Origin of the sequence: Rhodococcus sp. WB1 (assembly GCF_001700945.1) — a bacterium.
GTDB classification, from domain to species: Bacteria; Actinomycetota; Actinomycetes; order Mycobacteriales; family Mycobacteriaceae; genus Rhodococcus; species Rhodococcus aetherivorans.
This window is the reverse complement of record NZ_CP015529.1, coordinates 2,615,187-2,626,712: the sequence shown is the minus strand read 5'-3', so window position 1 is coordinate 2,626,712 and position 11,526 is coordinate 2,615,187. Positions and strand designations below refer to the sequence as shown.

Sequence of the window (11,526 nt, the reverse complement as noted above, 5' to 3'; positions counted from 1 at the left end):
TCGATTCGGTCCGGGCCTGCGCGACGTCTACCATCGTTCGTAGTAGGGCGACGGCGAGCGAAGGTGCGTAATCGCGTGGTGCAAGGAGACAGGGTGCGGACAGGGCAACGGCCGGGAGGACACGGCTTCGGCGCCCCCGAGACACCCCGGGCGCCTCGCCCCGACACGGTGTGGGGACGCGTTTCGGGCACGGTGCTCGCCTATATCGCGCTGACCAAGCCGCGCGTGATCGAGCTGCTGCTGGTGGCGACCATCCCGGCGATGCTCTTCGCCGACCGCGGCGAGGTCGACCTGGTGCTCATCCTGAGCACCCTGTTCGGCGGGTGGATGGGCGCGGCCAGCGCGAATGCGCTGAACTGTGTCGTCGACGCCGACATCGACAAGGTGATGAAACGGACGGCGCTGCGGCCGCTGGCCCGGCAGGCCGTCCCGACCCGGCACGCGTTCGTGTTCGGCATGGTGCTCGGCGTCGTGTCGTTCCTGTGGCTGTGGTGGCGGGCGAACCTGCTCGCCGGCCTGCTCGTCGTTGCCACGATCGCCTTCTACGTGCTGGTCTACACGATGGTCCTCAAGCGCAGGACCTGGCAGAACGTGGTGTGGGGCGGAGCCGCCGGGTGCATGCCGGTGATGGTCGGCTGGGCCGCGGTCACCGGCTCGCTGAGCTGGGAACCGATCGTGCTGTTCCTGGTGATCTTCTTCTGGACGCCGCCGCACACGTGGGCCCTGGCGATGCGCTACAAGGAGGACTACAAGGCCGCCGGCGTGCCCATGCTGCCCGTGATCGCGAGCGAGCAGCACGTCACCAAGCAGATCCTGCTCTACACGTGGGCGACCGTCCTGGCGACGCTGGTGCTCGTGCCGGCCGCCGGCCTGGTGTACGCGGTGGTGACCGTCGCCGCGGGCGCGTGGTTCCTGCTCGTCGCGCACCAGCTGTACCGCAGCGTCCGGGGCGGAGCGGCGGTCAAGCCGCTCAAGCTGTTCCTGCAGTCCAACAACTACCTCGCCCTGGTGTGCCTGGGCCTGGCCGTGGACTCGGTGCTCGACCTGCGCACCGTCGCCTCGTTCTTCTGATCCGCGTCAGCGTCCGCGCCGGGGCCGAGCGAATGTATCGTCCGCTGCCGCTGAGCGACGGAACGATACATTCGCTCGGGGCGGGCCTCAGGGGACCAGCACAATCGAGCCGGTCGTGCGGCGGGCCTCGAGGTCCCGGTGTGCCTGCTCCGCTTGCGCCAGCGGATACCGGGCGCCGACACGGACGGTCAGGGTGCCGTCGGCGACGGCGGCGAACACGTCGCCCGCCCGCCACATCAGCTCCTCGCGCGTTCGCACGTGGTGCGCGAGGGTGGGGCGGGTGACGTACAGCGAGCCGGCCGGGTTGAGTCGCTGCAGGTCGAACGGCGGCACCGGGCCGCTGGCGGCGCCGAACAGCGCCAGCGTGCCGCGGATGCGCAGCGATGCGAGCGACGACTCGAACGTGGCGGCGCCGACCCCGTCGTAGACGGCCGCGACGCCCTCCCCGCCGGTGAGGTCACGGACCCGCTCGGCGAGGTCGTCGGTGTAGCGCAGCACCTCGGCCGCGCCCGCCTCCCGCGACAGGGTCTCCTTCTCGTCGGTGGAGACGGTCGTGATCACCCGCACGTCCTTCGCGGCGGCGAGCTGGGTGAGCAGCAGGCCCACGCCGCCGGCGCCCGCGTGCACCAGCACCGTCTCGCCGGGCTGCGCCGGATACGTCGAATTCAGCAGGTAGTGCGCGGTCATGCCCTGGAGCAGCGCCGACGCGGCCTGCTCGGCGGGAACGGGGTCGGGCACCGGTACGGCCACCGCCGCCGGCACGAGCACCTGTTCCGCGTAGGAACCGTCGGCCGACGCCCAGCTCACCCGGTCGCCGACCCCCACGTCGGCCACGCCCTCACCCACCGCGACGACGCGGCCGGTGCCCTCGGTCCCGGGGACGTACGGCAGCTCCCGCGGGTACAGCCCGGTGCGGAAGTAGGTGTCGATGAAGTTGATGCCCACGGCGTCGGTCCGTACCAGCAGCTGACCTGGGCCGGGCTCGGGAGCCGGGAGGTCGACGAGGGTGAGCACCTCGGGGCCGCCGAACCGTGCCACTTCGATTGCGCGCATGCGTTCACAGTATTCTGCAGGCATGAGCGCCGATACTCAGGTCGTGGCCGCACCGGCCGACATCGTGAAGTCCTTCCGCAGCTTCGTCGCCGCGCACGGCGGCTCCGCCAAGGCGGTGCTGCAGCCGGTCGCGCGGGGCGCGGTGCGCATCACCCTCGTCGCCGAGGACGGGGTGCTCGGCGACCGGGTGGTGCGGGATCTCGCCACCGCGCACGCCGTGGTCCAGGCGTTGCCGGACGTCACCGTCTCGGAGTGGGACCGGGAGGTGACCAGCATCGCGACCCCGCAGCAGGGCCACTGGAAGAAGATGGCCGGCTGGGTGGCCAACCAGACCCGGTTCCCGCGGGCGCGCAACGAGCGCTGACCGATCCTCGAAACGGCTCCGGGGGCCGCCCGTCACGGGCGGCCCCCGGAGCCGTTTCGCCGTATCGCGTGCGCCGGCGTCAGACGGTGACCGGTTCGCGGACCGGTTCGGTGGTGCGGACCCGCCCGGCCGCCCACACCGCCGCCGTGGCGGCCGTGCACAGCCCGGCACCGGCGACGTGCACGGCGACGAGTGCGGCGGGCACGTCGGTGAAGTACTGCACGACCCCGACCAGGGCCTGGGCGACGACGAGAGCGAGCAGCACGTGCAGGCGCTTCTTCACCGGATGGGGGGCGGCGACGGCGTACAGCGCGAAGGCCAGGCCGACGAGCAGGCCGAGGTATCCGACGAGCAGCTCGGCGTGCAGGTGCACCAGCGACTCGATGTCCATCTCGAGGCGCGGCACCGGCCTGTCGGCGCTCTTGTCGCCGGCGTGCGGGCCGGCGCCGGTGACCATCGTGCCCGCGACGAGCACCCCGGCGAGCAGCGCAGCGGACAGGGCGGTGAGGGTCCGCAGCGGGCGGGGGATCGTCTCTACGACCACCCCGTCGTCGGGCTCGCCGACCTTCGCGTACAGCAGCACCGCGAGCCACACCATCAGCATCGACGCCAGCAGGTGCACCGCCACGGTCCACCAGGCCAGGCCGGCGAGCACGGTGATGCCGCCGATGACGGCCTGCAGGACGGTGCCGGCGGGCATCAGCCAGGCATAGGTGAGGACCTCGCGGCGGCGCCGGGCGCGGGTCACGGCCAGCACGACCGCCGCGGCGGAGGCGACGACGACGAAGGTCAGCAGCCGGTTGCCGAACTCGACGACCTGGTGCAGGGTGGCGACCTCCTCGGACACGCCGACGGGCACGAAGCTGCCCGGGAAGCACTGCGGCCAGGTGGGGCACCCCAGGCCGGACGCGGTCACGCGGACGATCGACCCGGTCACGGCGATACCGCCCTGGGTCAGGATCGCGATCAGCGCGAGCAGCCGCTGGGTCCGCAGGGACGGCAGGGGCAGACGGTCGACAAGGCTCAGAAAGCCGCGATACAGCACATGACGATGGTACGGGCCGGTCCACTACAGGCTGTAGTGGGGTGGGGTGCCGGGTCAGACGAAGCGGAACAGCCGGCTCGCCAGGAAGCCGCCGACGGCCGCCCACGCGCCGAGGATCGCGACGGCCAGCCAGTCGATGCTGCCGCGCAGCGCGTCGTCGAGGGCGAGGGCGAGGGCCCCCGACGGAACCAGGCGGGCCACGTGCACCACCGCCTCGTGCAGGCCGTCGCCGGCGAGGACGACGCTGCCGATGCCGAGCAGCACGAACCAGATGATGTTGGCCAGGGCCAGCACGATCTCGGCGCGCAGCGTGCCGCCGAGCAGCAGGCCCAGCGTCGCGAACGTCACGGTCCCCAGCGCGATGACGACGGCCCCGAGGAGCAGCCCGACCGGCTCGGGGCGCCAGCCGAGGGCGAGGCCGATGCCGCCCAGCAGAATCGATTGCAGCGCCACGACGAGCGCGACCGCGCCGCTCTTGCCTGCGATGATGCCCCACTTCGGCAGCGCGGTGGCGCCGAGTCTTTTCAATGCACCGTATCTGCGGTCGAATCCGACCGCGATGGCCTGCCCGGTGAACGCCGTGGACATCACCGCGACCGTCATCACGGCCGGCAGGACCCGGTCGACCCGGGTGGCGCCGAGGTCGCCGATCGGGAGCAGGGTGAGCCCGATCAGCAGGGTGATCGGGATGAACATCGTCAGCAGCAGCTGCTCGCCGTTGCGCAGCAGCAGCAGCAGTTCCATGCGGGTCTGCGCGGCGAGCATCGCCGCCGGGGCGTTCGGCCGGGGCCGCGGGCTGAAGGTGCCGGGGGCGAACCGGTTGGCCGCCAGCCGCTCGTGCGACATGCTCATCCTCGGATCTCCCGTCCGGTCAGGTCCAGGAACACGTCCTCGAGGCTGCGCTGGTCCACCCGGATCTCGCTGGCCAGGACGCCCTGGTCCGCGCACCACGACGCGGCCACCGCGACGACCTGCGGATCGATGGGGCCCTCCACCAGGTACCGGCCGGGACCGGCCTCGCGCACCCGGAACGTGTCCGGCAGGGCGGCGCGCAGGGGAGCGAGGTCCAGACCCGCGGCGGCGGTGAGCCACAACTGGCCCTCCGCGCCGGTGCGGGCGACCTCGGCGGGGGTACCGGCGGCCACGATCCGGCCGTGATCGATGATGACGACCTCGTCGGCGAGCTCCTCGGCCTCGTCCATCAGGTGCGTGGTGAGCAGCACCGCGACTCCGTCGCGCCGCAGGGCGTCGATCAGTTCCCAGACCAGCAACCGCGCCTGCGCGTCCAGACCTGCGGTCGGCTCGTCGAGGAAGACGAGTTCCGGCCGGCCGACGAGCGCGCACGCCAGCGCGAGCCGCTGCTGCTGCCCGCCGGACAGCCGCCGGTACGGGGTGCGGCGGGCCTCCTCGAGCCCGAGGCTGCGCAGCAGCCAGGCCGGATCCAGCGGATCCGCGGAATAGGCAGCCACCAGGTCGAGCATCTCCCCGGCCTTGGACCCCGGGTAGGCGCCGCCGCCCTGCAGCATGACCCCGATCCGCGGGCGCAGGGCCTCGGAGTCGGCGATCGGGTCGAGCCCGAGGACGCGCACGGTGCCGGAATCGGGTGCGACGAAGCCCTCGCACATCTCCACGGTGGTGGTCTTGCCGGCACCGTTGGGGCCGAGCAGCGCGAGTACCTGGGCGCGTTCGACGGTCAGGTCGAGACCGTCGACCGCGGTGAGGTCGCCGAATCGCTTGACGACGCCCTCCAGGCGTACGGCGGGTGGCGCAGCGACGGGGGATCTCGAGGTCACGAGGTTCCAGCGTAGGCGCCGGGCGAATCGGCGGGACGCGGTGGTGCGTCCTCCTCGTCGCGCCAGGGCAGCCGGTTGCGGGTGGCGAAGATGGCCAGGCCCACGACGACGACCGTCGCGATGGCCGCCTGGACGATGATGAACGGCTGGTACTCGCCGCCGTTGGGCATGAGGATCACGCTCACCAGCGACGAGAACGCCACCGTGGGGAGCCGGAAGATCGGCCGGGTGGCCCACGCGGCCAGGGGGATCACCGCCCACAGCAGGTACCACGGCTGCACCACCGGGAACAGCAGCACGATCGCGCCGAGGGACACGCCGAGCGCGCCGACGGGATGCAGCCGGCCGGTGAGCACCGCCAACATCATCCGCACCGTCACCAGCGCCGCGATCAGCGCGGCGACGGGCCGGGTGAGCGACAGGATCGCGGTGGTGTGGTCGCCGAGCCCGAGCAGCACCCCGGCCAGGCCGGTGCCCAGGCCGAGCAGCGTCGGGATGGACATCCAGCTGCGCACCTCGGTTGCGGTGCCGAGCGTCTGGGTCCAGCCGAAGCCGAGGCCGCTGCCCCAGCTGACCGCGCCCACGACGACGGCGGCGACCACGGCGAGCAGTGCGGCGGCGGCGGCCACGGCGCGCAGGGTGCCGCCCCAGCGGTGCGCGAGCGCCATCCCGACGAAGCCGAGGGCGAGCAGCGAGGGGACCTTCACCATCGACGACAACGCGATCACGGCGGAACCGGCCAGCAGCCAGGCGAGTGCCCGGCCGCGCAGCGGCCCCGCCGGATCGGGCGTGTGGATGCCGCGCAGCGCGAGCTCGAGGCCGGCGAGCATGAGGCCGAGCATCAGGGCCTCGTTGTGGATGCCGGCGACGAGATGGAACAGCAGCAGCGGGTTGGCCGCGCCGAGCCACAGGGCGCTGACGGAGGCGACGCCGCAGCGGCGCGCGAGCCGCGGCAGCGCCCACACGATCAGCGCGACCCCGGCGAGCGCGGAGACGCGGTGCAGGAAGACCCCGGCGACGATGTTCTCGCCGGTCAGGTCGGTGATGCGCTGCCCCAGCCACAGGATCGCCGGTCCGTAGGGGGCGGGGGTGTCGCGCCAGATGTTGGGCACGGTACGGGTCAGGACGTGGTCGACGCCCAGGGCACCGGCCGGGCCGATCCCGTACGGGTCGAGTCCGCGGGCGGCGATCTCGCTCTGCGCGAGATACGAGTACACATCCTTGCTGAACATCGGGGGTGCCACGATCAACGGCAGGATCCACAGCAGCAGCGTGCGGTCGAGCTGGGAGCGGGTGAGCCGGCGGGGCACCCCGTCCGGGTCGCGGCGGCCGATCGCGAAGCGGCCGAGCAACAGCCACGCGAGGACCACCAGCACGGTGCCGGTCATGGTGAGGGTCAGCGCGGCGCTGGGCATGCGCGCGGGCAGCCCGAGCAGGCGCAGACCCTGGACGGGATTCTGCAGCACCGGCTGCGCGCCGGCGCCGAGCGCGCCGACCGCCATGAGCACGGTGCCCGTCGCGCCGAACAACCGGATCCGGTGCAACTGGGTGGTCTCGGTGGCGTCGAGGCCGCGGCCCTCGAGTTCGTCGCCGTGCAGGATCGCGGCCACGGCCGGGTCGCCGCCGCGGCCGTCGAGTCCGAGGGCACGGCGACCGAGTTCCACGGCACGGGCTCCGAGGTCCGCGGCGCGGCGGCTCGGCGCCGGGCCGGTCGGGTCGGGTTCCACGGTGGGCGACGGCACCCGAGCAGCGTAGCGGGGCCGGGAACCGGGCCCCGCCGCAGTTAGGTAGGGCACCCTTTGTGGACCGGCCCGGGGAATTCCGTCACACTGGTGTTGTGAAAACGACGTCCGCTGCCCGGGTGCACGAGGAACGCGCAGGTCACACGCCTGTCGCCGCGTTCCCGGTCACCCAGGCGCCGGGCACGCACGAGGGCCAGACCCGGGCGGCGGTGGTGCAGCTGCTGCTCGAGGAGGGTCCGATCACGGCCACCGAGATCGGTGCCCGGCTCGGCCTGAGCGCGGCCGGGGTGCGCCGCCACCTCGACGCCCTCATCGACACCGGCGAGGCCCAGGCTGCTCCGCCGCCGCGGCGGGAGGGCCGGGGACGGGGACGGCCGGCGCGCCGATTCCAGCTCACCGCGGTGGGCCGGGCCCGGCTGGGACACTCCTACGACGACCTCGCCAGTGCTGCGATGCGGCACCTGCGGGAGGTCGGCGGCGAGGCCGCCGTCGAGGACTTCGCCCGGCGGCGCGTGCAGTCCATCCTCGGCGGGGTCCCGCCCGCGGAGTCCGGGAGCGCCACCGAGATCGAGGCCACCGCCGAGGACATCGCGGCGGCGTTCACCGACGCCGGGTTCGCGGCGTCGACCCGGCGGGTGGGCACCGGCGTGCAGATCTGCCAGCACCACTGCCCGGTCTCGCACGTGGCCGAGCAGTTCCCGGAGCTGTGCGAGGCCGAACGGGAGGCGTTCACCGAGATCCTGGGCACCCATGTGCAGCGGCTGGCGACCATCGCCAACGGCGACAGTTTCTGCACCACCCACGTCCCGGTGCTGCCGCCGGACATCGGCAAGACCTGAGCACGACCCGCTTCCCCCGACAGAGCAACACGTTGTCCGCCGGCGATCAGCCCTCGCCGGCACCGAACAAGACTCCGGAAGGAGCTCACATGACCGTCACATCGGATCAGGCGTCGGCCGGCGCGCCGCTGACACAGGAGGAGACCATCGCGTCCCTCGGTCACTACGGCTACGGCTGGTCGGATTCCGACGCCGCCGGCGCCACGGCCCAGCGAGGCCTGTCCGAGGCGGTCGTGCGCGACATCTCCGCGAAGAAGGACGAGCCCGAGTGGATGCTCGACATCCGCCTCAAGGCGCTGCGCACCTTCGAGAAGAAGCCGATGCCGGTGTGGGGCTCGAACCTGGAGGGCATCGACTTCGACAACATCAAGTACTTCGTGCGCTCCACCGAGAAGCAGGCCGCGAGCTGGGAAGAGCTGCCCGAGGACATCAAGAACACCTACGACCGGCTCGGCATCCCCGAGGCGGAGAAGCAGCGCCTCGTCGCCGGTGTCGCCGCGCAGTACGAGTCGGAGGTGGTCTACCACCAGATCCGTGAGGACCTCGAGTCCCAGGGTGTGATCTTCCTCGACACCGACACCGGCCTGCGCGAGCACCCGGAGATCTTCAAGGAGTACTTCGGGTCGGTCATCCCGGCCGGCGACAACAAGTTCTCCGCGCTGAACACCGCCGTGTGGTCGGGCGGCTCGTTCATCTACGTCCCGCCCGGCGTGCACGTCGACATCCCGCTGCAGGCCTACTTCCGGATCAACACCGAGAACATGGGCCAGTTCGAGCGGACCCTGATCATCGTCGACGAGGGCGCCTCCGTGCACTACGTCGAGGGCTGCACCGCCCCGATCTACAAGTCGGACTCGCTGCACTCGGCGGTGGTGGAGATCATCGTCAAGAAGGGCGGGCACTGCCGCTACACGACCATCCAGAACTGGTCGAACAACGTCTACAACCTCGTCACCAAGCGCACCAAGGTCGAGGCCGGCGGCTCGATGGAGTGGATCGACGGCAACATCGGTTCCAAGGTCACCATGAAGTACCCGGCCGTATGGATGATGGGTGAGCACGCCCGCGGCGAGGTGCTGTCCGTGGCGTTCGCCGGCGAGGGCCAGCACCAGGACACCGGCGCGAAGATGCTGCACCTGGCGCCGCACACCTCCTCGACCATCGTGTCGAAGTCGGTGGCCCGCGGCGGCGGTCGCGCCTCCTACCGCGGCCTGGTCCAGGTCAACAAGGGCGCCCACGGGTCGAAGTCGACCGTCAAGTGCGATGCACTGCTCGTCGACCAGATCTCCCGCTCGGACACCTACCCGTACGTCGACATCCGTGAGGACGACGTGACGATGGGCCACGAGGCGACCGTCTCCAAGGTCTCCGACGACCAGCTGTTCTACCTGATGAGCCGCGGACTGACCGAGGACGAGGCGATGGCGATGGTGGTGCGCGGCTTCGTCGAGCCCATCGCCAAGGAACTGCCGATGGAGTACGCGCTCGAGCTCAACCGCCTGATCGAACTGCAGATGGAAGGGGCAGTCGGCTAAATGACTGCGGAAGCGAAGAACACCCCCACCGCCACCGGGGTGCAGGGAGCCGTGCGCTCGGAGAACACCGCCGGGCGCGCGATCAAGACCGCCCGCGGGCCGGCCGTCAACAAGGGGGAGGTCTTCACGTCGTTCGACGTGAACGCCTTCGAGATCCCCTCCGGTCGCGACGAGGCCTGGCGGTTCACCCCGCTGCGCCGGCTGCGGGGCCTGCACGACGGCACCGCGGTCGCCGACGGCGCCACCACCGTCGAGGTCACCCCCGTCGAGGGGGTGCAGGTCGAGACCGTCGGCCGCGACGATGCCCGCCTCGGCCAAGGCGGCGTGCCGGCCGACCGTGTCGCCGCCCAGGCCTACTCGGGCTTCACCACCGCCACCGTCGTCACCGTCGGCCGCGAGGTCGAGGTCACCGAGCCGGTCACGATCACCGTCACCGGCCCCGGGGAGGGGAAGGTCGCGTTCGGACACCTGCAGGTGCGGCTCGAGCCGTTCGCGTCGGTCACCGTCGTCCTCGACCAGCGCGGTTCCGGCACCTACGCGGAGAACGTCGAGTTCGTCCTCGGCGACAGCTCGCGCCTGAACATCGTCGCCATCCAGGACTGGGCCGACGATGCGGTACACGTGACGGCCCACCACGCCCGCCTCGGCCGCGACGCCGTGCTGCGGCACTTCACCGTCGGCCTCGGCGGTGACCTCGTGCGCGTGTCGCCGACCGTCAGGTACGACGCGCCCGGTGGCGACGCCGAAATGCTCGGTCTGTACTTCGCCGACGCCGGCCAGCACCTCGAGCAGCGCCTGCTCGTGGACCACGCGCAGCCGCACTGCAAGTCCAACGTGGTGTACAAGGGTGCCCTGCAGGGCGATCCGGGCTCCGGCAAGCCGGACGCGCACACCGTGTGGATCGGGGACGTGCTCATCCGCGCCGAGGCGGAGGGCACCGACACCTTCGAGCTGAACCGCAACCTGGTGCTCACCGACGGTGCCCGCGCCGACTCGGTGCCCAACCTCGAGATCGAGACCGGCGAGATCGTCGGCGCCGGTCACGCCAGCGCCACCGGCCGGTTCGACGACGAGCAGCTGTTCTACCTGCGTGCCCGCGGCATCTCCGAGGAGCAGGCGCGCCGCCTGGTGGTCCGCGGATTCTTCCACGAACTCGTCGAGAAGATCACCGTGCCCGCCGTCCGGGAGCGGCTCGAGGCCGCCATCGAGGCCGAGCTCGCCGCCGTCGGCGTCTGACCCCCACCCGTTCTCCCCATCTTCGCGAAGGAACCGTTACCGACATGTCCCCCGAGCAGAACGTCCTCGAGATCAAGGACCTGCACGTCCGCGTCGCCCAGACCGACGACAACGCCGAGCCGATCAACATCCTCAAGGGCGTGAACCTCACCGTCCGGTCCGGGGAGACGCACGCCATCATGGGCCCCAACGGGTCGGGCAAGTCCACCCTGTCGTACGCCATCGCCGGCCACCCCAAGTACGAGGTGACCTCCGGGTCGATCACCCTCAACGGCGAGGACGTGCTCGCGATGAGCGTGGACGAGCGGGCCCGCGCCGGCCTGTTCCTGGCCATGCAGTACCCCGTCGAGGTTCCGGGCGTGTCCATGTCGAACTTCCTGCGCACCGCCGCGACCGCGGTCCGCGGCGAGGCGCCGAAGCTGCGGCACTGGGTCAAGGAGGTCAAGTCGGCGATGACCGAACTCGACATCGACCCGGCGTTCGGTGACCGCTCCGTCAACGAGGGCTTCTCCGGTGGCGAGAAGAAGCGCCACGAGATCCTGCAGCTGGGCCTGCTCGCGCCGAAGATCGCCATCCTCGACGAGACCGACTCCGGCCTCGACGTCGACGCGCTGCGCGTGGTGTCCGAGGGCGTCAACCGCTACCAGGAACGCGAGCACGGCGGCGTGCTGCTGATCACCCACTACACCCGCATCCTGCGCTACATCAAGCCGCAGTTCGTGCACGTGTTCGTCGGCGGCCGCGTCGTCGAGTCCGGCGGCGCGGAGCTGGCCGAGGAACTCGAGACCAACGGTTACGTGCGCTTCACCCAGGCCGCCGCCGCGGCCGCGGGTGCCGACAAGTAAGGA

11 protein-coding genes are annotated in these 11,526 nt (G+C 71.5%); 6 read left to right on the top strand and 5 right to left on the bottom strand.

Annotated elements, in window-relative coordinates; genetic code table 11:
- Positions 1-93: 93 nt before the first annotated feature.
- Positions 94-1,071, top strand: a complete 978-nt coding sequence (locus A4U64_RS11535) for a heme o synthase (RefSeq protein WP_050035221.1) — start codon at positions 94-96, stop codon at positions 1,069-1,071.
- Positions 1,072-1,158: 87 nt separating this feature from the next.
- On the opposite strand, the gene A4U64_RS11530 is transcribed toward A4U64_RS11535, so the two are convergent.
- Positions 1,159-2,124, bottom strand: a complete 966-nt coding sequence (locus A4U64_RS11530) for a quinone oxidoreductase family protein (protein WP_006936604.1) — start codon at positions 2,122-2,124, stop codon at positions 1,159-1,161.
- A 22-nt stretch (positions 2,125-2,146) separates the two neighbouring features.
- Between A4U64_RS11530 and A4U64_RS11525 the strand changes: the two genes are divergently transcribed.
- Positions 2,147-2,488 (top strand): hypothetical protein, encoded by a 342-nt coding sequence (locus A4U64_RS11525; RefSeq protein ID WP_006936605.1) that lies wholly within the window; start codon positions 2,147-2,149, stop codon positions 2,486-2,488.
- 79 nt (positions 2,489-2,567) lie between these two features.
- Here A4U64_RS11525 and A4U64_RS11520 read toward each other — a convergent pair whose 3' ends face one another.
- The 4 genes from A4U64_RS11520 to mptB are packed head-to-tail and all read right to left on the bottom strand — an operon-like array spanning position 2,568 to position 7,068.
- On the bottom strand, positions 2,568-3,533 hold the full coding sequence (locus A4U64_RS11520; protein ID WP_006939252.1) for a COX15/CtaA family protein: 966 nt from the start codon (positions 3,531-3,533) through the stop codon (positions 2,568-2,570).
- Between the two features lie 54 nt (positions 3,534-3,587).
- Positions 3,588-4,385: an ABC transporter permease gene (locus A4U64_RS11515; RefSeq protein WP_044476100.1), complete on the bottom strand. Its 798-nt coding sequence runs from the start codon at positions 4,383-4,385 to the stop codon at positions 3,588-3,590.
- Positions 4,382-5,326 (bottom strand): ABC transporter ATP-binding protein, encoded by a 945-nt coding sequence (locus tag A4U64_RS11510; protein ID WP_006939255.1) that lies wholly within the window; start codon positions 5,324-5,326, stop codon positions 4,382-4,384. Before A4U64_RS11510 ends, A4U64_RS11515 begins: the two co-directional genes overlap by 4 nt.
- Positions 5,323-7,068: a polyprenol phosphomannose-dependent alpha 1,6 mannosyltransferase MptB gene (gene mptB, locus A4U64_RS11505; RefSeq protein ID WP_029543646.1), complete on the bottom strand. Its 1,746-nt coding sequence runs from the start codon at positions 7,066-7,068 to the stop codon at positions 5,323-5,325. The genes A4U64_RS11510 and mptB overlap by 4 nt, the downstream gene beginning before the upstream one ends.
- A gap of 59 nt (positions 7,069-7,127) precedes the next feature.
- Here mptB and A4U64_RS11500 point away from each other — a divergent pair, with 59 nt between their 5' ends.
- The 4 genes from A4U64_RS11500 (at position 7,128) to sufC (ending at position 11,523) form a co-directional block, all read left to right on the top strand.
- A complete protein-coding gene (locus A4U64_RS11500; protein WP_065922574.1) occupies positions 7,128-7,907 on the top strand; it encodes a helix-turn-helix transcriptional regulator in 780 nt (259 codons plus the stop codon).
- 89 nt (positions 7,908-7,996) lie between these two features.
- A complete protein-coding gene (gene sufB, locus A4U64_RS11495; protein WP_006939262.1) occupies positions 7,997-9,442 on the top strand; it encodes a Fe-S cluster assembly protein SufB in 1,446 nt (481 codons plus the stop codon).
- Complete coding sequence (gene sufD / locus A4U64_RS11490) at positions 9,443-10,678, top strand: Fe-S cluster assembly protein SufD (RefSeq protein WP_065922573.1); 1,236 nt, start codon at positions 9,443-9,445, stop codon at positions 10,676-10,678.
- Between the two features lie 44 nt (positions 10,679-10,722).
- On the top strand, positions 10,723-11,523 hold the full coding sequence (gene sufC, locus A4U64_RS11485; protein WP_006939265.1) for a Fe-S cluster assembly ATPase SufC: 801 nt from the start codon (positions 10,723-10,725) through the stop codon (positions 11,521-11,523).
- The last annotated feature ends 3 nt before the right edge of the window (positions 11,524-11,526 follow it).

What these genes read in the sequence shown, in the direction of transcription:
- A4U64_RS11525 (WP_006936605.1), top strand. Translation starts at nt 2,147, where the DNA reads ATGAGCGCCGATACTCAGGTCGTGGCCGCACCGGCCGACATCGTGAAG.
- sufD (WP_065922573.1), top strand. Translation starts at nt 9,443, where the DNA reads ATGACTGCGGAAGCGAAGAACACCCCCACCGCCACCGGGGTGCAGGGA.
- A4U64_RS11530 (WP_006936604.1), bottom strand. Translation starts at nt 2,124, where the DNA reads ATGCGCGCAATCGAAGTGGCACGGTTCGGCGGCCCCGAGGTGCTCACC.
- sufB (WP_006939262.1), top strand. Translation starts at nt 7,997, where the DNA reads ATGACCGTCACATCGGATCAGGCGTCGGCCGGCGCGCCGCTGACACAG.
- sufC (WP_006939265.1), top strand. Translation starts at nt 10,723, where the DNA reads ATGTCCCCCGAGCAGAACGTCCTCGAGATCAAGGACCTGCACGTCCGC.
- A4U64_RS11515 (WP_044476100.1), bottom strand. Translation starts at nt 4,385, where the DNA reads ATGAGCATGTCGCACGAGCGGCTGGCGGCCAACCGGTTCGCCCCCGGC.